Here is a 19,416-nt window from a genome sequence, read left to right as displayed (position 1 = left end):
CTTTCGCTGAAAAGGGCAGACGCCCCCAGGAAACGCCCGCGTCCTCCCACTTTTGGGGGGGCGCCCGCGGTCGCGTCGACCAGGGTCGGCCCGGTCCTCAGACCGCGTCGATGATCGCGTTGAGGGTCGTGGACGGGCGCATGACTGCGGACGCCTTGGCCTCGTCGGGCCGGTAGTAGCCGCCGATGTCGGTCGGGTCGCCCTGGGCGGCGATGAGCTCGGCGTCGATCGACTCGATCTGCTCGGCCAGCTGCGCGGCGACCGGGCCGAACCGCTCGGCGAGGGCAGGGTCCTCGGTCTGCGCCGCGAGCTCGGCCGCCCAGTAGGTCGCCAGCCAGGCGTGCGAGCCGCGGTTGTCGATCTGGCCCAGGCGCCGCGCCGGTGACCGACCCTCGTGGAGGAGCTTCTCGGTGGCGCGGTCGAGCGCGTCACCGAGGACCCGCGCGCCGGCGTTGCCGTCGACGCCCGCGAGGTGCCGCAGCGACTCGGCCAGCGCGAGGAACTCCCCCAGCGAGTCCCAGCGAAGGTAGTTCTCCTTCACGAGCTGCTGCACGTGCTTCGGGGCGGAGCCGCCGGCACCGGTCTCGAACAGGCCGCCGCCGTTCATCAGTGGGACGACCGAGAGCATCTTCGCGCTCGTGCCGAGCTCGAGGATCGGGAAGAGGTCGGTGTTGTAGTCGCGCAGGACGTTGCCGGTCACGGAGATCGTGTCCTCGCCGCGGCGGATGCGCTCCACCGAGTACCGGGTCGCGGCGACCGGGTCCATGATCTCGATCGTCAGGCCCTCGGTGTCGTGCTCCGCGAGGTAGGTGCGCACGAGTCCGATGAGGTTGCGGTCGTGCGCACGCGACTCGTCGAGCCAGAACACCGCGGGCACACCGGTCGCGCGGGCACGGGCGACGGCGAGGCGCACCCAGTCGCGGATCGGGGCGTCCTTGGTCTGGCAGGCCCGCCAGATGTCGCCGGCCTCGACGTCGTGGGACATGAGTACCGCCCCGGCCGAGTCGACGACCTCGACCGTGCCCGGCGCCCGGATCTCGAAGGTCTTGTCGTGCGACCCGTACTCCTCGGCCTTCTGCGCCATGAGCCCCACGTTGGGCACGGTGCCCATGGTCGTCGGGTCGAAGGCGCCGTTGGCGCGGCAGTCCTCGATGACGGCCTGGTAGACGCCGGCGTAGGACGAGTCGGGGATGACGGCGAGCGTGTCGTGCTCGTCGCCGTCGGGGCCCCACATGTGTCCCGACGTGCGGATCATCGCGGGCATGGACGCGTCGACGATGACGTCGGACGGCACGTGCAGGTTGGTGATGCCCCTGTCCGAGTCGACCATCGCGAGGTCCGGGCCGTCGGCGATCGCGGCGTCGATCGCGCTGCGGATCTCCTCGCCGTTCGGGAGGTCGGCCAGGCCGGCGTAGATCGCGCCGAGGCCGTCGTTCGCGCTGAGGCCGGCGGCGGCGAGGTCGTCGCCGTAGCGACCGAAGACGTCGGCGAGGAAGGCGCGGACCACGTGGCCGAAGATGATCGGGTCGGAGACCTTCATCATCGTGGCCTTGAGGTGGACGGAGAACAGGACGCCCTCGTCCTTGGCGCGCGCCACCTGCTCCGCGAGGAACAGGTCGAGCGCGGCCGCCGACAGGAACGAGGAGTCCACGACCTCCCCGGCCAGGACGGGTACGCGCTCCTTGAGGACGGTGGCGGTGCCGTCGGCCGCGACGTGGCGGATCTGGAGGACGTCCTCGGCCGGGACGACGACGGACTGCTCGTTGTGCCGGAAGTCCGCGGCGTCCATCGTTGCGACGTTCGTGCGCGAGTCGGCCGACCACTCCCCCATGCGGTGCGGGTGGGCCTTGACGTAGTTCTTCACGGCGGCGGGCGCCCGGCGGTCCGAGTTGCCCTCGCGGAGGACCGGGTTGACCGCCGAGCCCTTGACGGCGTCGTAGCGCGCGCGGACGTCGGCGTCCTCGGGGGTGTCCGTGGACTCCGGGTAGTCGGGCAGGTCGACGCCCTGCTCGCGCAGCTCGGCGATCGCGGCGCGGAGCTGGGGCTGGGAGGCCGAGATGTTGGGCAGCTTGATGATGTTCGCCTCGGGGCGACGCGCCAGCTCGCCGAGCTCGGCGAGGGAGTCGGAGACGACCTGGTCGGCGGGGAGCCGGTCGCTGAACGCCGCGAGGATGCGGCCCGCCAGGGAGATGTCCCGGGACTCGACCTCGATGCCCGCGGCGCGCACGTAGGCCTCGACGATCGGCTTGAAGGAGTAGGTCGCCAGGCGCGGCGCCTCGTCGGTGAGCGTGAAGATGATCGTGGACATCGTCGTGCTGCCTCTTCCTCGGGTGCCGGGGATGGTTCGATGTCGAGATTATCCGATCGGCGCCCGGCGCACGTCCGCGCGACTGCGAGCCAGGTGCAGGGACCCGCGCAGGTTCGGTCGTGAACGATCGCCGATGTGCGTCCGCTGCACGTCGTCGCCGAGGCGGACCTATCCCGAACGTATCACCGGTGATACGTTGGGGCTGTGGACGGAGTGACGGTGCGGGACCTACGGAACCGCAGCGCAGAGGTGCTGCGCCGGGTCGAGCGCGGCGAGACGCTGATCGTGACTCGGGACGGCTCCCCCGTCGCCTCGGTGTCTCCGCTTCCCCGCCGCGCCTCCCGCGTGGAGGAGCTCATCGCGCGCCGCGCCTCCCTGCCGCGGGTAGATCCGGTTCGTCTGCTCGACGACCTCGACGAACGCATCGACCCGTCCCTGTGACTCACGCGAGCGAGCACGGGGTGCTCGACACGTCGGCGCTGATCGACCTCGCGCTCCTGGACCCCGAGAGCCTCCCCGCAGAGCCGAGCATCACAGCAGTCTCTCTCGCCGAGCTCTCGGTGGGGCCCCACGTCGCACGGACCGACGACGAACGCGCAGCGCGTATGGCACACCTGCAGCAGGCCGAGGCGGACTTCGAACCGATCCCGTTCGACGCGGCCGCTGCGCGGACGTTCGGGATCGTCGCCGCCTCTCTGCGAGCACAGGGTCGGAAGCCGGCGGCGCGCGCCTACGACGCCCTGATCGCGGCGACGGCGATGTCCCGAGGGCTTCCCCTGTTCACCGCGAACCCGCGCGACGTCGTTCGGATCGACGGGCTCGTCGTCCATACCGTGCGCTACGTCGACTCGCCCTCCCCGCAGCAGTGACGGCGTCGCCTGCCGGCCCTTGTCTCACTCCTGCCCGAGGTGGCGAGCGAGGTAGCGGCCGGTGAGGCTGGCCGGCTCTGCGGCCACCTGCTCGGGCGTCCCGGTGACGACGATCCGCCCGCCGTCCTCGCCCCCGCCCGGCCCCATGTCGATGACGTGGTCGGCGTTCGCGACGAGGTCCAGGTCGTGCTCGATGACGACCACGGTCGCCCCGCGGTCGACCAGCCGCTGCAGGACGGCGAGGAGGACGCGGACGTCGAGCGGGTGCAGCCCGACGCTGGGCTCGTCGAGGACGAACATGGTGCCGCCCTGCCGGCGGCCGAGCTCGGTGGAGAGCTTGAGGCGCTGCGCCTCGCCACCGGACAGTGCGGGCGTGGCCTCGCCGAGCGTGAGGTAACCGAGCCCGAGGTCCGTCAGCGTGCGCAGGCGCCGCGCCACGGGTGCCACGTCGTCGAGCGCGTCGGCCGCCTCGGCGGCGGTGAGGGCGAGGACCTCCGGCAGGGAGATCTCGCCGCCGCCCGGTACGGGTCGCCGCACGAGGAACGCCTCCGGCGCGTACCGGGTGCCCTCGCAGTCGGGGCAGGCGATGTCGACGTCGGGGAGGAACTGGACGTCGAGCGTGATCTGGCCGGTGCCCTCGCAACGCGGACACCGCAGCGAGCCGGTGTTGTGCGAGAGGTCAGCCGCCGTGAGGCCCTGCTCGACGGCGGACGGCGCCTTTGCGAACGTGCGCCGCAGCTCGTCCATCGCGCCGCTGTAGGTGGCCACGGTCGAGCGGACGTTGATGCCGATCGGCGTGGCGTCGACGAGCTGGACGCGCTCGATGCCGGCCGGGTCGACGTCGGTGACGTGCGCCGGGGGCCGCTCCCCCGCGGCGACGGCGGCGAGCGCCGGGACGAGGCCCTCGAGCACGAGGGTGGTCTTCCCGGACCCGGAGGCACCGGTGACGGCGGTGAGCCGGGCGCGCGGCACGTCGACGGTGAGCGGGTGGACCGTGTGGATCCACTCGGTGCCGAGGTGGATCGCGCCGTCGGCGAAGACGTCCCCGGCCGGGGTCCGCTCGCGGACGAGCACCGGCTCGCTGCCGTCGAGGAACCCGCCGAGCCTCGACGCCCGTGCGCCGGTGACCTCGGCGACGCTGCCCGATGCGACCACGCGACCGCCGTCGGCCCCGGCTCCCGGTCCGATCTCGACGAGGTGGTCCGCCTCGCGGAGCACCGCGACGTCGTGGTCGACGAGCACCACCGAGTTGCCGTCCGCGAGCAGGTCGCGGACGACCCCCAGCAGCCCCTCGACGTTCGCGGGGTGCAGGCCGATGGACGGCTCGTCGAGCACATAGAGCACGCCGGTCGTCCGGTTGCGCACCGCACGCGCGAGCTGGGCGCGCTGCCGCTCGCCGGTAGAGAGCGTCGAGCCCGCGCGGTCGAGCGAGAGGTAGCCGAGGCCGAGCTCGACGAGACGGGCGCCCATGTCGCGGAAGCTCGTCACCAGCGAGCCGGCCATCGGGCGCATGTCGGCGGGCAGGGCGGACTCGACACTCGCGGCCCAGTCGAGGGCGTCGTCGAGGGTGTACGCGGTGACCTCGGCCAGGCCGGCCGGCCCGATGCGCGGCGCGCGGGCCGCCTCCGACAGGCGGGTGCCGCCGCACGCGCGGCACACACCCACGGTCAGGAACTTGCCGACTCGGGCGAGCCGCTTCTCGTCGGTGGCGCGCTCGAGCTGCTTCGTCACGGTCAGGCGCGCGTTGCGGAACGTGAAGTCGAGCTCGTGCACGCCGTTGCGGGTGGAGACGGTGATGTGCCGCTTCTCCTCGGGGCCGTCGAGGACGACGGCCCGCTCGTCGTCGGTGAGGTCGCGGTAGGGCACGTCGGTGCGCACACCCATCTCGCGGACGATGTCGGGCTGGACGTTGAAGTTGAAGGTCCGCCAGGGCAGCACGGCCCCCTCGTCGATCGTCAGGGAGGGATCGGGCACGAGCGTGGCGTCGTCGACGTCGCGCACGACCGACGTGCCCGCGCACGTGGGGCAGGCGCCGGCCGAGTTGAAGGAGAGGTCCTCGGCGCCCGGCGGGTCGAAGACCACGCCGCAGTGGGGGCAGGTCAGGGGGACCTCGGCGGCGACGTCGAGGGTCGGTGGGTGCGCGTGGCCGTTCGGGCAGCGGTGGCTCGCCAGCCGCGAGAACATCAGCCGTAGGACGCTCAGGAGCTCGGTGGTCGTGCCGAAGGTCGAGCGGACGCCGGGCACGCCGGGCCGCTGCCGCAGGGCGAGGGCCGCCGGCACGTGCTCGACCGAGTCGACGGCGGCGCGCGGCGCCTGCGCGAGGCGACGACGGGTGTAGGTCGAGAGCGCCTCGAGGTAGCGGCGGGAGCCCTCGGCGTAGAGCACGCCCATCGCGAGCGAGGACTTCCCCGAGCCCGAGACGCCCGCGATGCCGACGAGTCGCCGCAGCGGGATGTCGACGTCGACGCCCTTGAGGTTGTGGACCGCGGCGCCCCGGACACGGATCTCGGCCGGCTGGTCGTCGGACTCCATCACACGTCGATCGTGCCAGCACGTACCGACGCGGGCAGCCCCGGGGTCCTGTGCGGCGGTGCGGACGCGAGGGGGCAGGTCGGAGCGCGGACAGCGCTCCCCCGGTGAACCGGGTCGGCGGTCGCCTCGCCTGGCTACCGTGACGGCGTGGAGTCCTACCTCGAGAGCCTCGCCCCCCGACTGCGCGCGGCCCTCGCCCGCGTGTTCCACGAGCTGGTCGCCGGCCGGGAGCCCGGGACCGTTCCGGGGGCGGCCGTCGTGCACTCGTCCGGCAGGTCATGGGTGCCCGTGCTAACGCCGGCCACCGCGCCCGGCTCCGACACCACGGTCGACACCGCCCCCGGCACCAGCACCGATGCCCACTCCAGCACCGACGCCCGGGCCCACTGGTGGGCCGCCGGGTGGCCGGCCGTCGATACCCCGGCATCGGCCGAGCTGCGCGCCATCGAGACCGAGCTCGACCACTGGGCGCGCACGAACGTCACCGACGCCGAGCGCGAGGAGTGGGAGTTCCAGCTGTTCGCCGCCCTCGGCTCGGCACTGGGCTCGCCCGAGGTGCGCGGCGAGCTCGGTCCCACGCCGGTGCTCCTCGTGACTGACCGCCGATCCGCACCCCACCTGAGCGTCGTCAGCCTGCAGATGCTCAACGAGGACCACCCGCACCCGGACCGGGTTGCCGAGGCCCTCACGTTCTGGTCGACCGACCCGGAGCCGCTGCCCGAGGAGACGGTGGATCCCGCACCCGCGGCGGACGGCACCGCCGTCGCGACGGCCGGCACGTGGGAGGCGGCCGCTGCCGGCCACGGCCCCACGACCACCCCCGACGACGCGGCCTCGCCCGTGGACCACGCGCACGTCGACGGGGCACCGGCCTCCGGCGGCCGGAGCACCGCTCTGCTCGAGCAGGACGTCGTCGTCATGCACCAGGTGACCTCGTTCCTGTCGAACGACTTCGACATCCTCGACGAGCACGAGCAGGTGGTCGGACACGTCCGCACCACGGGCTCGAGCATGTTCGGCAGCCGGTCGTTCGAGGTCGCCGACGCGGACGACACGCTCCTCATGCACGTGGTGGACACGCTCGCCTGGGGCAGCGACCGGTACACCCTCACCGACCCCGACGGCTCCCCGCTCGCGGAGGTCGTCCAGCGCATGGCGTTCTTCTCCACGCGGGTCGAGATCGCAGTGACGGACGGCCCCCTGCTCGAGATCGGCGGCCGAGGGTTCGACCAGGACTTCGAGATCCTCGACGGCGAACGCCCGCTGGGAGCGGTCTCGAGGCAGCCGGCCGGCTTCTTCTCCGGGAAGGACCGCTACGTCATCCGGCTCGAGGACGACGCCGGTCCGCGCGAGCGCCTGGCGCTCATCGGCGGGACCCTCGCCCTGGACCTCATCCGCGCCAAGAAGGGGTAGCTGCGCGGCCCGATCACGGGTCGGTGTCATACTCGGAGTATGACCACGACGATCAAGGTCACCAGCGACCTGCGCGACACGCTGAAGGCACAGGCGGCGGCCCGCGGACGCACGCTCGGTGAGCACCTCGCCGCACTCGCGGAGGAGGAGGCGCGCCGCCAGCGATACGCCCGCGTGCGCGAGGCCATGGCCGCGAACCCCCCGGACCAGGACTACCTGGACGAGGTCCGCGAGTGGCAGAGCGACGCGTGGACCTGAGCCCGGGAGACGTCTGGTGGGCGAGTCCTCGCCCGACGATCGGGCGAAAGCAGGGTGGCCGGCGCCCCGTGCTCGTCGTCGCGGGTCACGAGTACCTGGCAACAGTCACCACCCTCGCCCTGGTGGTCCCGCTGACGAGCTCGGACCGGGGGTGGCCGAACCACGTCGAGGTGCGCGGCCACGTCGATCTGCCGCGGACGAGCTTCGCGATGACCGAGCAGGTACGCGTCGTCTCGCGCGACCGGCTCGCGGCCCCGCTCGGGCGGGTCTCGCCTCGCTGCCTGGTCGAGGTGCGGTCCTGGCTGGTCGACCACCTCACCGACTGAGCGGCAGGGCGGCCGACCTCACAGCCGGGTCCTCGGGCCGCGGGCTAGCGTGACGGAGTGTTGGACATCCTGGCGGCGGCCCCTCTCCTCACGGTCTTCGTCGTCGTCGCGCTGGGCACCGCGCTCGGCGCCGTCCCGTTCGGCCCGCTCCGGTTCGGCGCCGCCGGTGCCCTGTTCGTCGGGCTCGCGCTCGGCGCGCTCGACCCCCGCCTCGGCGAGAGCCTCGGGCTCGTGCAGGCCGTCGGACTCACCCTGTTCGTCTACACGATCGGCATCGCCGCCGGCCCCTCGTTCTTCCGCGACCTGCGACGCCAGGCCCCCCTCATGGGTGGCGCGACCCTGCTCGTCGTCCTCTTCGGCGCGCTCGCCGTCGTGGCCGGCACGGTCCTCGACCTCGGTGCCGGGACCACGGGCGGCCTCTTCTCCGGCGCACTGACGGCGACGCCCGCGATGGCGGCCGCCACGGACGCGCTGGGCGGCTCGACCGACCCTGCCGTGGGCTACGCGATCAGCTACCCGATCGCCGTCGTCGTCACCCTGCTCGTGCTCTCGCGCGTGGCACGCACCCCGCTCCCGGGCACGCGCGACCCGGCGCCGCTCTCGGCGGCCGGGCTGCTCACCGTGACCGTCGACGTCGAGCGGCCGCGGCCCATCGCCGACATCCCCGGCATCGCGTTCCTGCCGGGCGACCCGGCGGGCGTGCGCGTGAGCTACCTGCTGCGCGGCGGCGCGGTGACCGTCGCGGACCCGGAGGACTCCCTGCGCGGGGGCGACCGGGTCCTGCTCGTGGGCGTGCCCGACGCCGTCCGCACGGCCGCGCGGTCCCTCGGCACCGCGGCACCCACGGACCTCGCCGACGACCACTCGGTCGTCACCTACCGGCGGTTCGTCGTCTCCGACCCGGGCGTGGCGGGCCGCACGGTGGCCGACCTGCGGATCCCCGCCCGGTTCGGGGGCGTCATCACGCGCGTGCGCCGCGGCGACAAGGACCTCCTCGCCCAGCACGACATGACCCTCCAGCTCGGCGACCGCATCCGTATCGTGTTCCCGCGGGAACGGCTACAGGACCTGCGGGCACTGTTCGGCGACTCCGAGCGCCGGGTCACGGAGGTCGACTTCCTCCCGTTCGGCCTCGGGATCGCGCTGGGCCTCGCCGTCGGCCTGCTCGCGCTGCCCCTCGGCGGTGGGGCGAGCCTCGCGCTCGGGAGCGCGGCGGGGCCCCTCGTCGTCGGGCTCGTGCTCGGCCGGCTCGAGCGCACGGGACCGCTCGTGTGGACGATGCCGCTCGCGGCGAACCTCACGATCCGGCAGTTCGGGCTCATGTTCTTCCTCGCCACCGTCGGCCTCGCGAGCGGCCAGGCGTTCGCCTCGACCGCGTTCACGCTCACCGGGCTGGCGGTCGCCGGGACCGCGGTCGTCCTGCTGCTCCTCGTGCTCGCGCTGCTGTGGGGACTCGGGCGGCTCGTCGGACTGTCGGCGCCCCGCACGGCGGGCGCGATGGCCGGGTTCATCGGTCAACCCGTCCTGCTGGGGCACGTCACGTCGATCGCCGACGACGACCGGGCCGAGTCCGGCTACTCCGCCCTGTTCGCGCTCGGCGTCGTCGTCAAGATCGTCGTGGTGCAGGGCGTCGTCGCGCTGTGAGCACACCGCGGCACGGCCGGGGCGAGATTCACCGCAGGACCGTGAGCGGACCCTCGTCCGGCGTCGGCACCTCGAGGTGGTCGTGGTACTGCCCGGCGAGCTCCGGGTCGAGGGCGAAGTCGTCCGGGTGCGCCGCCGAGCGGGCTCGCAGCCGCGCGAGGCACACGTCCCTCGGCGTGGCCAGGTAGATCGTCTCGGGCACCACCCCGGTGCCGCTCAGCAGCGCGCGGTACGTCTCCCGCATCGCGCGGGACCAGAAGGAGAGGTCGACGACGACGTCGCGGCCCGCACGGACGAGGTCGAGCAGCCGGACCTGGAGGGCACTCTCGATCTCGCCGAGCACCCGCGGGTCGAGCGGCATCGAGCGTTCCCCGCGCGCCCACGCCTCGGCGTCGATCGACAGCCGCACCATCCCGTCGCGCTCCAGCCCGCGGGCGACGGTCGACTTGCCGGAGCCGGCGGGACCGCACATGAGGACGACGCGGGGCATGGCGCCGAGGCTACGGGACGTCCGACGGCGGCGCGGGAGCCGTGGGGGCGCCGGGCGGCGGCACCGGAACCGTGGTGCCGCCGGTGAACCCGGCCGATGCGGTGGCAGCCGTGAACGCTGGGGCGCGGGGCATGCGATGGCGCCTGGATTGCGGTGGCGCGGGGCCGCGATCGCGCGCGAGGCTGGGTCCGTGCCCGACCCGATCTTCGAAGACGCCCGACTCGCCCCGCTGTACGACCCGTTCGACCCCGACCGCTCCGACCTCGACGCCTACGTCGAGATCGCCCGCACCTCCGGGGCTCGGCGCGTGCTCGACCTCGGGTGCGGCACGGGCACGCTCGCGGTCCGGCTCGCGGACGAGGGGTGCGACGTCGTCGGGATCGATCCTGCCGGTGCGTCGATCGACGTCGCCCGCGGCAAGTCGGGTGCCGACGCCGTGCGGTGGGTGGTCGGTACGGCCGAGGACGCGCCCACCGGGTGGGCGGATCTCGCGGTCATGACGGCGAACGTCGCCCAGGTCTTCCTCACCGACGACCACTGGTCGGCGACGCTGAAGGACCTGCGGCGCGCGCTCGTGCCCGGCGGGTTGCTTGCGTTCGAGACGCGGCGGCCCGAGACCCGGGCGTGGGAGAGCTGGGCGCAGCGGTACGCGCCGACCACGCTCGACGTCCCCGGGGTCGGTGAGGTGACGCAGGCGTACTCGCTCACCGACGTCGCCCTGCCGCTGGTGAGCTTCCGCCTCACCCACACCTTCCACGCGACCGGGGAGGTGATCACGTCCGACTCGACGCTGCGCTTCCGCGACCGGACCGAGGTGGAGGCCGACCTGCTCGGCGTCGGCCTCGACGTCGAGGACGTGCGCGACGCCCCGGACCGGCCGGGCCGCGAGCACGTGTTCCTCGCGCGCAGCCGGCCGTGGTCGGTCCGGCCCGCCGACGCCGACGACGCCGGTCACCTGTGGCGCGCGCTGGCCCACGCCGCGGGCTGGCGGAGCGGCGACGTGCCGGTGGCGGGACTGCGGGACGACGACGCGCTCGCGCGCTACGTCGACGGGTGGACCCCGGACCAGGGCGGGGTCGTCGCGGTGGACGACGACGGAACGGTCCTCGGGGCCGCCTGGCTGCGCCTGATGCCCGCCGTGAGGCCTGGGTACGGGTTCGTCGCCGAGGACGTCCCCGAGCTGTCGATGGGCGTCGAGCCGCCCGCGCGCGGTGGTGGCGTCGGGTCCGCGCTGCTCGCCGTGCTCCTCGAGCGCGCGCGGCGCGACGGTCGCCGCGCGGTGAGCCTGAGCGTCGAGCGCGACAACTCCACCGCGCGGCGCCTGTACGAGCGCGCCGGGTTCGTCCGGATCGGCGGGGCCGGCGGCGCGGACACCCTCCTGCGCGAGCTGTGAGCTGCTCGTGAGCGCCCGGTACGCGGTGGTGGTCCGCACCGTGCTCGACCCTGCGCAGGCCCTCGCCCGGGTGCTCGACCCGGAGCTGCACGCGTCCGTCGTGCCCCTGACGACCCTGCGCGGGCGCGACCGCCGCGGACCGCTCCGGCTGGGCGAGCAGTTCACGATGCGCACCGCGCTTGGCCTGCTGCGGATGGACGACACCATGGTGGTGGACCGGCTCCGTGTGGCTGCGGTGGAAGGTGCCGGCGTGACCGAGGACGGTCGGTCGGGCAGCGCCGGTGGTGCCGTCCGGTTCGTCAAGACCGGGCGGGTGCTGCGGGGCGTCGTGCTCGCGCGGGTCGGTGACGACGCCCGGCCGGACGACCCGCCGCCTCGAGGCGCCCACGGGCGGGCCGGCGCCAACGACGCCCGACTGCAGGGCGCGATCGTGCGCTGGGACGCCGAGCTCGCGGTCCGCGGCGTGCCCCGGCTGCTCGACCCGGTGGTCGCCGTCGTCGCCCGCCTCGCCTACGGGGCCGCGCTGCGACGCCTGCTGCGAGTTCGGTCCGTTCCGAGAGCCTGATCGGGTCCGGTGGCCCCGGCAGCTCCGCCGGTCCCCGCGGCACGGTCGGTCAGAACGGCAGGTCGGCCGGGAGGACCGGGGACAGTGCGGTCCACGCCCACCACGTGCAGGCGGCGCAGACGACCGCGAACGTCGCGGTCCACACCCACGCCGGCAGGCTCGTGAGGTCGGCGAGCTGGGCGGGGTCGTCGCCGCGTCGGCCCGACGTCGCCACGGCCGCGAGGTGCCGCCACGCCCCCAGCAGCAGGACCACGCCGGCGGCGAGCGTGAGCACGGCGGCCCACTCCGGGCCGCCCCACCACCACACGCCCCCGACGACGGCCGCCGCGCCGAGCACCGCCAGCACCGTGTGCACGGAGCGGGAGAACGCGAGGGACACGAGCAGCACGACGAGCGCGGCGAGCAGCGCGGCGCCCGCCCCTCCGCGCAGGGCGACGTTGACCAGTGCTGCGCCGATGAGGGCCGGCGCCGGGTAGCCGGCCCACGTGGTGGCGACCCGTCCGGGCCCGCGCCGCGGCCCGACGGTCACCGCGTGACCGGACATGTCCGAGCTGACGACGAAGCCGGTGAACCGGCGGCCGACGATGATGCCGACCCCGGCGTGGCCGAGCTCGTGGGCGATGGTGACGGCCGGCCGCACGACACGCCAGAGCACGGGGACCAGGACGATGACGAGCGCCGCCCCGAGGGCGAGCAGCGCCCAGTCGCCCACCTCGGGGGTCCCGGTGGGCCGGGTCCGGTCCACCACGGCCTGCCAGATCTGGTCGACGTCCACGCGCCCATCGTCGCAAGGACGAGGGGTGCGTGGACGTCGGGTCCGGGCCACGGCGGGCGATCGTGCCGCGGTTCACGGCTCAGGTCGGGCGGTGCACACTCAGGGTCGGCCGCGCAGCCGGGCGAGCAGCGCGAGCCCGCCGACGATCCCGGCGAGCGCCCGCAGCGCGGAGGCCACGACGGTGCCCCACGGAAGGTCGTCATAGACGACGAGGTTGTTGGGCACGACCGTGACGACGCCGAGGTAGGTGCCCCATGCCGCCAGCGCGCCCGTGCCGGCGAAGGCGAGGACGACGACCACGCGGGAAACCTGGTCGCCGCGCAGCGCCCACAGCGCGACGGCCGCCACCGCCCCGACGACGATGTCGACCACCCGGTGCAGCACGGGGACGTCGGCGACGACGAGGTGGACCACGCTGGACCCGAGCACGGCCGCCGCAGCGACGGCAAGCCACGTCCGCGCCACCCCGGTGCTCGACGGGACCGGTCGGCTCCCCCACCGCTTCCAGGCGTAGAGGGCGAACGCGCCGAGGAGGCCGACACCGAGGCCCGCGAACCCGGCGTAGACCATGCCGAAGACCCAGCCCTCGATCGGCGGGACCTCGGTGGTGGGCTCGGGCGGGTCGATCAGCCCGGCCACGAGGTGGACGGGCAGGGAGACGAGGATGAGGCCGAGCAGTCCGGCGCCGATCCACAGGGGCGGGACGACGAGCCACGCGGGCGCGCGGAAGCCGCGCCGCGTCAGCAGCACGACGGCGAGCGCGAACGCGACGACGTCGAGGCCCGCGGTGGCGACGTTGAGGGCGATCATCCCGGGGCTGTGCCCGAAGCCGGGCACGGAGAGCCCGACGTCGGAGCCGGTGAGCCACGCGATCTTCAGCCCGAGGTACGGGAGCGTCATGAGGACGGCGAACGTCGCCAGGGCGCGCTGCACCGGCCCGACGGTCGGGAGCTCCGCGACCGGCTCTCGGTCGGGCGGGTGCCGGTCGGGCGGGTAGGAGTCGGTCAGGGTCGGGCGACGGCGGTTCTCGTCGTCGTACGTCGGCGGGCTCTGCGTGTCGGTGGTGTGCATGCCGGTACGGTCCCGCCGGCCGGAGCGCCCCCACCACCCCCGTGCGGGTGGACGTGCTCCCTCGCGCGAGGGATCCCGTGCGCGGCGAGGGCTGCCACGATGGACCGGTGGCGGGCCGCTGGATCCGAGGGCTGCTCCACCTCATGGTGGGCGGCGCCTGCGGCGCGCTCGTCGGGTGGCTCGCGTTCGGGTTCGTGAGCACGATCCTCTCCTCCGACGGCCCCGCGCGGGTGGCGGTGACCGTTCTCGTGCTCGCCTCGGTGGCGGTGATCGGGGCGCTGCTGCTCGCCCCGCCGGTCCGCACGGCCGAGGTCGCGCTCGCGCGCGGCCTGCTCAAGGTCGACCTGCCGGAGCCCGTCGACACCACGTCCCTCGAGGCGCGGACGCGCGGCCTGCTGTGGGCGCTCGTCGTCATCGTCCTCGGGACCCTCTCCCTCGGTGCGCTCCTGTGGGCGGTTCCGCAGGGGGTGGTGCTCGTCGTCGCCGCGCTGGCACCCGGGTCCCGCGCGGGCACGCTGCCGTTCATCCTTCTCGGCGCGCACCAGGCGGTGCTGGTGGGGCTCGGGGTGGTGTGCCTCGTCGCGGGGCTCGCCCTGCAGCCGCTGCTCGTGGTGCTGCTCGAGCGCCTGGCCCTGCGGGTGCTCTCCCCGACGCCCGCGGACCGGCTCGCGCACGCCGAGCGGGAGCGCGCCCGCCTGGTCAGGGCCAACGACCTCGCCCGCGAGCTGCACGACTCCGTGGGGCACGCGCTGACCGCCATCGGTGTCCAGGCGGAGGCCGGGGCACGGGTCGCGGACGACGATCCGGCGTTCGCGCGCGAGGCGCTCGGGCGGATCGCCGAGACCACGCGCCGCGCGGTGGCCGAGCTCGACGAGGTCCTGGGGACGCTGCGCAGGGCCGACGCCCCCGGGCCGGACGCGGCACCCGCGCCCGGGTCGGCGTCGGGGATCGGGCCGTCGCGGACGACGCCGTCGGGGGCAGGTCCGGGGGCGGCCGACCCGGCGTCGGGCGCGGTGCGCGGGCCCTCCGGCGACCTGGGCCGGGTGGTCGACCTGCTCGGCGACCTCGGGCCGGACGGGACGGGTGCGGTCGTCGTCGACGTCGACGTTGCTCTCGACCCCGGACCGGCCGCCACCGCCTACCGGATCGTCCAGGAGGGCCTGACCAACGCCCGGCGGCACGGTGACGGCGCCACGTCCGGGCACGTGCGGGTCGTCGACGGCCGGATCGAGATCCTCCTCGTCAACGGGCTGCCCGCGGACCGCGAGACGGACCGTGGCCCCGATCCCGCGGCCGACCACGGGGCCGACCGCCGGCGCGGCGGTCGCGGGCTTGTCGGCATGCGCGAGCGACTCGCCGGCTGCGGAGGGAGCCTCGACGTCGGACCGGCGGACACCGGGTCCGACCCGGTCTGGCGGCTCGAGGCGCACCTGCCCGCACGCACCGGGGAGGCAGCATGACCACGGTCCTCGTCGTCGACGACGACGCGATGGTGCGCTCCGGCTTCACGGCGATCCTGCGGGCCGAGGGCCTCGACGTCGTCGGGGAGGCCGAGGACGGGGCGGCCGCCGTCGAGGTCACGCGCCGGCTCGCCCCCGACGTCGTCGTCATGGACGTGCGCATGCCGGGGATCGACGGGATCGAGGCCACCCGGCGGCTGCTGCGGCTCGACGGCGCACCGCGCATCCTCGTGGTCACGACGTTCGAGCACGACTCGTACGTGCTCGACGCGCTCGAGGCCGGCGCGCACGGGTTCCTGCTCAAGCGGGCGGGCGCGGATCAGCTGGTCCACGCCGTGCGCACGGTCGCCACCAGCGACGGGGTCCTCCTGCCCCGGTCGATCAAGGACCTCGTGCGCCGCACGGGCCCCGAGCGGTCCCGGCTGCCCGCGCTGTCGGCGCGCGAGGAGGACGTCCTGCGACTGCTCGCCCAGGGGCTGAGCAACGCCGAGATCGGGGCCGAGCTGTTCCTCGGGGTCGAGACCGTGAAGTCCCACGTCCGCTCGCTGCTGACCAAGCTCGACGTCCGCGACCGCACGCAGGCGGTGGTGCGGGCGTTCACCTCGGGCTTCGTCGACCCGGGGTGACGGTGGGGCTCGCCCCGCCGGGCCGCGGTGCACGGCGGGGACGTCTCCGCGGACCTGTACGCCGTGGGCCCCACGCGTCGCGGTTCCGCGCTCCGCGGATCCGTGCTCGGCCGGAGCCGCCCCTCACGTAGCGTGGACGCACCCGCCGCCCCGTGCGGCTCCCCAGACGAGAGGACGTCCATGTCCGAGCAGCTGCCCACCGCGTCCGGCTCCTTCGGTGAGAGCCCGACGCTCACGTTCCCGACCCCCGCCGCACCCGAGGGCCTCCAGGTCGAGGTCCTGTCCGCCGGCGACGGCGAGGTCGTCGAGGCCGGCGACACGATCGTCGTCAACTACCACGGGCAGGTGTGGGGCGGCGGCGTCTTCGACAGCTCGTACCCGCGCGGCGAGACGATCTCGTTCCCCATCGGGATGGGCGTCGTCATCGGCGGCTGGGACGAGGGCCTGCCGGGCAAGACCGTCGGCTCGCGGGTGCTGCTGTCGATCCCGCCGGAGCACGGCTACGGCGAGCGGGGCGTCCCGCAGGCCGGCATCGGCGGCGGCGACACTCTCGTGTTCGTCATCGACATCGTGGGCGTCGAGCGCCACTGACACAGCTGTCGCCGCCCGGGAGCGGGCGGACGACGAACGACGGCGGCCGGTCACCCGAGGGTGACCGGCCGCCGTCGTCAGCGGGTGGGCGGGATCAGTCGCCGCCCCGGATGATCGCGAGGATGCGCAGGATCTCGAGGTAGAGCCAGATGAGCGTGACGGCCAGACCGAAGGCCGCGGCCCACGCGTACCGGCTCGGCACGCCCGCCTTGACGCCGCGCTCGATGGAGTCGAAGTCGTGCAGCAGGCTGAAGCAGGCCAGCAGCACCGCGAACGCGCCGACGAGGATGCCGAGCGGGATGCCCATGATCTCGACGCCGGTCCGCAGGCCCCACGGGTCGTCCGAGACGCCGAAGAGCATGAGACCGAGGTTGACCAGGGAGAACAGGCCGTAGCTGACCATGCCGATGAGCATGAAGCGCGTGAGCTTGGGCGTCACGCGCACCGCGCGGGACGTGTAGAGCAGCAGCGTGACCGTGGCGACCGCGAACGTGGCGAGGACCGCCTGGATGACGATGCCCGGGAACATGCCCTCCATGACCATGGAGAAGGCACCGAGGAACAGGCCCTGGAGCCCCGCGTAGGCGAGGATGAGGCCCGGGCTCGGGTTGCGCCGGAAGGCGTTGACGAGCCCCAGAACCAGCCCACCGATCGCACCGATGAGCATCGGGGCCATCGCGGACTCGATCGGCACGAGGAACGCGGTGGCAAGGCCGACGAGGATGACGGTGCCGAGGACGATCCCGGACTTGACGATGACGTCGTCGATCGTCAGACGACCGGTGTCGACCGGTCCGGCCGCGGCACCGGCGTACTGCTGCTCGAACCCGCCCATGGGCGTCGCGCCCGGCTGGGTCTGCTGGCCGTAGCCCTGGCCCGGCTGGCCATAGCCCGGCTGCGCGTAGCCCTGCTGCACCGTGCTGGTGCCGGCACCGGCACGACTGCGCTGGCGTGGATCGTCGGAGAACACGCTCCGGTTGAAGTATGGGTTGCTCAAGGGATCCTCCTACCCGCTGAGGCACGGGGGCGTTCTGGGTGTCGCTACCGACGTCGTCCGCCGACGGCGTGTCTCCACCCCAGAGTATCGGTTCTCGCGCGCGAGGACAGCGTGCGTCCGGGTGAGTTCACCCCAGGGCGTAGCGCGTCGTGCCACGCGCCCGTGCCCGGCGTCGTGCCCGGCGTCGTGCCGCGCCTCCGTGCCGCGCCTCCGTGCCGCGCCTCCGTGCCGGGACACCGTCCGGTGCGGTCCTGGGTGCCGGTCGGCAGGGGCCACGTACTAGGTTGGCGGGCAACACACCGCCGGCAACGGCCGCGCGGACGGACCGACCCGCGAGGGGACGCCAGATGATCGAGGCCCAGGGACTGACGAAACGGTACGGGCACACGCTCGCCGTCGACCAGGTGAGCTTCCAGATCCACCCGGGGACCGTGACCGGCTTCCTCGGCCCGAACGGATCCGGCAAGTCGACGACGATGCGGATGATGATCGGGCTCGACCGGCCCACCGCCGGGAGCGTGACGATCGACGGGAAGCGCTACCAGGACCTGCGGGCGCCGCTGCACGAGGTCGGCGCCCTCCTCGAGGCGAAGGCCGTCCACCCCGGTCGCAGCGCGCGCTCGCACCTGCGGGCGCTGGCAACCACGCACGGCATCGGCCGCCGACGCGTCGACGAGGTCATCGAGCTCGCCGGCATCGGCAGGGTCGCGAAGAAGCGGGTCGGTGGCTTCTCCCTCGGCATGGGGCAGCGCCTCGGCATCGCCGCCGCGCTGCTCGGTGACCCGAAGGTCCTCATCCTCGACGAGCCGGTCAACGGCCTGGACCCCGAGGGCGTGCAGTGGGTCCGCACGCTCGTCCGCCGGCTCGCGGAGGAGGGCCGCACCGTCTTCATCTCCTCCCACCTCATGAGCGAGATGAGCATGACGGCGGACCAGCTCCTCGTCATCGGCAAGGGCCGCATCATCACCGGGGGGCCCGTCAAGGACGTCATCGACGCGTCCGTTCGGCCCGTCGTCGTCGTCCGCTCCCCCGGGATCGACCAGCTCCTCGGCACCCTCCCGCAGCAGGCGACGATCCGCCGGGTCGACGCCGAGACGATCGAGGTCGAGGACGTCGCCGCGCCGCAGATCGGCGACGCCGCGCTGCACGCCGGCGTCGCGCTGCACGAGCTCAGCCCCCGCAGCGCGAGCCTGGAGCAGGCGTTCATGACCCTCACGCACGACTCGGTCGAGTACCGCGCGGGCGAGACCGGACGCAGCGAGGTGGCCCGATGAGCACCGCCGTCGCACCGCCGGCACCCACCGGCAGGGTCACCTGGTTCGGCACGCTGAGGGCCGAGCTCATCAAGTTCTTCTCGCTGCGCTCGACGTGGTGGGTCCTCGGCATCGGCGTGGTCCTCTACGTGGCGTTCCAGTGGGCCACCGTCTGGGGCATCACCGACTCGATCGACCAGGCCGGGTTCCCGGGGCTGGGGGACATCGACGGCGTCTACCTGCTCGTGCTGGTGGCCGGGCTCCTCGCGACGACGTCCGCCATCCTCGGCGTGCTGACGATGACGTCGGAGTACTCCACCGGGATGATCCGCTCCACGCTCGCCGCGCAGCCGAGCCGCATCGCCGTGCTCTCCGCCAAGACGGTCCTCATCGTCATCGCCCTCGCGGTGCAGACCCTGGTCGCGTTCCTCGCGACGTGGGCCGTCGGCAACCCCTACATCAGCGACGCCCTGGGGCAGGGCGTGAGCCTGACCGACAGCGGCACGTGGCAGGTCATCGCCCTGTTCGTCCTCTACACCGTGACCTGCGGGATCGTCGGGGTGGGCTTCGGCGCGATCTTCCGGTCCACGGCGGGGGGCATCTCCGCCGTGCTCGTGCTGCTCATGCTCGTGCCCATCATCCTCGAGCTGCTGCCGTGGGAGTGGGTGGCCACGATCCGTGACCTGCTGCCCTCCAACGTGGCCGCGGACTACCTCGCGCCCGAGGTCGGGATGCTCGGGATGGAGAAGGCGTACTCCGACGGGGTCGGCGCGTTGGTCTCGACCGCCTGGGCGGCGGTCTCCCTCGCCGTCGGCGGAGCAGTCCTGGTCCGCCGGGACGCCTGA

At 73.9% G+C, this 19,416-nt stretch carries 19 protein-coding genes; 13 read left to right on the top strand and 6 right to left on the bottom strand.

What is annotated here, in order from left to right:
* Positions 1-97: 97 nt before the first annotated feature.
* Positions 98-2,308 carry an NADP-dependent isocitrate dehydrogenase gene (locus ACPYO4_RS11615; RefSeq protein WP_425709397.1) on the bottom strand — a complete coding sequence of 737 codons (2,211 nt, stop codon included), beginning with the start codon at positions 2,306-2,308 and terminating at the stop codon, positions 98-100.
* A gap of 204 nt (positions 2,309-2,512) precedes the next feature.
* Between ACPYO4_RS11615 and ACPYO4_RS11610 the strand changes: the two genes are divergently transcribed.
* Together ACPYO4_RS11610 and ACPYO4_RS11605 are read left to right on the top strand one after the other, a co-directional pair.
* Positions 2,513-2,749, top strand: coding sequence for a type II toxin-antitoxin system Phd/YefM family antitoxin (locus tag ACPYO4_RS11610; protein ID WP_425709396.1), 237 nt, complete (start codon positions 2,513-2,515; stop codon positions 2,747-2,749).
* A complete protein-coding gene (locus ACPYO4_RS11605) occupies positions 2,746-3,177 on the top strand; it encodes a type II toxin-antitoxin system VapC family toxin (RefSeq protein ID WP_425709395.1) in 432 nt (143 codons plus the stop codon). Before ACPYO4_RS11610 ends, ACPYO4_RS11605 begins: the two co-directional genes overlap by 4 nt.
* A gap of 24 nt (positions 3,178-3,201) precedes the next feature.
* Here ACPYO4_RS11605 and ACPYO4_RS11600 read toward each other — a convergent pair whose 3' ends face one another.
* Positions 3,202-5,709 (bottom strand): excinuclease ABC subunit UvrA, encoded by a 2,508-nt coding sequence (locus ACPYO4_RS11600; RefSeq protein ID WP_425709424.1) that lies wholly within the window; start codon positions 5,707-5,709, stop codon positions 3,202-3,204.
* Between the two features lie 147 nt (positions 5,710-5,856).
* Between ACPYO4_RS11600 and ACPYO4_RS11595 the strand changes: the two genes are divergently transcribed.
* From ACPYO4_RS11595 to ACPYO4_RS11580, 4 genes are read left to right on the top strand one after another with little or no spacing between them, the layout of a single operon-like run.
* Complete coding sequence (locus ACPYO4_RS11595; protein WP_425709394.1) at positions 5,857-7,122, top strand: LURP-one-related/scramblase family protein; 1,266 nt, start codon at positions 5,857-5,859, stop codon at positions 7,120-7,122.
* A 39-nt stretch (positions 7,123-7,161) separates the two neighbouring features.
* On the top strand, positions 7,162-7,380 hold the full coding sequence (locus tag ACPYO4_RS11590) for a hypothetical protein (RefSeq protein WP_425709393.1): 219 nt from the start codon (positions 7,162-7,164) through the stop codon (positions 7,378-7,380).
* A complete protein-coding gene (locus ACPYO4_RS11585) occupies positions 7,356-7,706 on the top strand; it encodes a type II toxin-antitoxin system PemK/MazF family toxin (protein ID WP_425709392.1) in 351 nt (116 codons plus the stop codon). Before ACPYO4_RS11590 ends, ACPYO4_RS11585 begins: the two co-directional genes overlap by 25 nt.
* A gap of 57 nt (positions 7,707-7,763) precedes the next feature.
* Positions 7,764-9,350, top strand: coding sequence for an aspartate:alanine exchanger family transporter (locus tag ACPYO4_RS11580; protein WP_425709391.1), 1,587 nt, complete (start codon positions 7,764-7,766; stop codon positions 9,348-9,350).
* Positions 9,351-9,378: 28 nt separating this feature from the next.
* On the opposite strand, the gene ACPYO4_RS11575 is transcribed toward ACPYO4_RS11580, so the two are convergent.
* Positions 9,379-9,840 (bottom strand): AAA family ATPase, encoded by a 462-nt coding sequence (locus ACPYO4_RS11575; RefSeq protein ID WP_425709390.1) that lies wholly within the window; start codon positions 9,838-9,840, stop codon positions 9,379-9,381.
* Between the two features lie 190 nt (positions 9,841-10,030).
* On the opposite strand from ACPYO4_RS11575, the gene ACPYO4_RS11570 reads away from it, so the two are divergent.
* Positions 10,031-11,233, top strand: coding sequence for a GNAT family N-acetyltransferase (locus ACPYO4_RS11570; RefSeq protein ID WP_425709389.1), 1,203 nt, complete (start codon positions 10,031-10,033; stop codon positions 11,231-11,233).
* A 7-nt stretch (positions 11,234-11,240) separates the two neighbouring features.
* Positions 11,241-11,798 carry a hypothetical protein gene (locus ACPYO4_RS11565; protein ID WP_425709388.1) on the top strand — a complete coding sequence of 186 codons (558 nt, stop codon included), beginning with the start codon at positions 11,241-11,243 and terminating at the stop codon, positions 11,796-11,798.
* 49 nt (positions 11,799-11,847) lie between these two features.
* Here the strand turns inward: ACPYO4_RS11565 and ACPYO4_RS11560 are convergent, their stop codons facing one another.
* Both ACPYO4_RS11560 and ACPYO4_RS11555 read right to left on the bottom strand, forming a co-directional pair.
* Positions 11,848-12,573 carry a M50 family metallopeptidase gene (locus ACPYO4_RS11560; RefSeq protein ID WP_425709387.1) on the bottom strand — a complete coding sequence of 242 codons (726 nt, stop codon included), beginning with the start codon at positions 12,571-12,573 and terminating at the stop codon, positions 11,848-11,850.
* Between the two features lie 99 nt (positions 12,574-12,672).
* On the bottom strand, positions 12,673-13,644 hold the full coding sequence (locus ACPYO4_RS11555) for a hypothetical protein (protein ID WP_425709386.1): 972 nt from the start codon (positions 13,642-13,644) through the stop codon (positions 12,673-12,675).
* Positions 13,645-13,751: 107 nt separating this feature from the next.
* Here ACPYO4_RS11555 and ACPYO4_RS11550 point away from each other — a divergent pair, with 107 nt between their 5' ends.
* From ACPYO4_RS11550 to ACPYO4_RS11540, 3 genes are all read left to right on the top strand, one after another.
* Complete coding sequence (locus ACPYO4_RS11550; RefSeq protein ID WP_425709385.1) at positions 13,752-15,104, top strand: histidine kinase; 1,353 nt, start codon at positions 13,752-13,754, stop codon at positions 15,102-15,104.
* Positions 15,101-15,730: a response regulator transcription factor gene (locus ACPYO4_RS11545; protein WP_425709384.1), complete on the top strand. Its 630-nt coding sequence runs from the start codon at positions 15,101-15,103 to the stop codon at positions 15,728-15,730. The genes ACPYO4_RS11550 and ACPYO4_RS11545 overlap by 4 nt, the downstream gene beginning before the upstream one ends.
* A 180-nt stretch (positions 15,731-15,910) precedes the next feature.
* Positions 15,911-16,321, top strand: coding sequence for an FKBP-type peptidyl-prolyl cis-trans isomerase (locus ACPYO4_RS11540; RefSeq protein WP_425709383.1), 411 nt, complete (start codon positions 15,911-15,913; stop codon positions 16,319-16,321).
* Positions 16,322-16,415: 94 nt separating this feature from the next.
* Here the strand turns inward: ACPYO4_RS11540 and ACPYO4_RS11535 are convergent, their stop codons facing one another.
* Complete coding sequence (locus ACPYO4_RS11535; protein ID WP_425709382.1) at positions 16,416-17,318, bottom strand: Bax inhibitor-1/YccA family protein; 903 nt, start codon at positions 17,316-17,318, stop codon at positions 16,416-16,418.
* Between the two features lie 347 nt (positions 17,319-17,665).
* Between ACPYO4_RS11535 and ACPYO4_RS11530 the strand changes: the two genes are divergently transcribed.
* Positions 17,666-18,592, top strand: a complete 927-nt coding sequence (locus ACPYO4_RS11530) for an ABC transporter ATP-binding protein (RefSeq protein WP_425709381.1) — start codon at positions 17,666-17,668, stop codon at positions 18,590-18,592.
* Complete coding sequence (locus ACPYO4_RS11525) at positions 18,589-19,416, top strand: ABC transporter permease subunit (RefSeq protein WP_425709380.1); 828 nt, start codon at positions 18,589-18,591, stop codon at positions 19,414-19,416. The genes ACPYO4_RS11530 and ACPYO4_RS11525 overlap by 4 nt, the downstream gene beginning before the upstream one ends.

Source organism: Georgenia sp. Z1491 (assembly GCF_049856175.1).
In the GTDB taxonomy this organism is placed as follows: Bacteria; Actinomycetota; Actinomycetes; order Actinomycetales; family Actinomycetaceae; genus JB111.
This window is presented reverse-complemented; position numbering and strand designations above follow the sequence as displayed.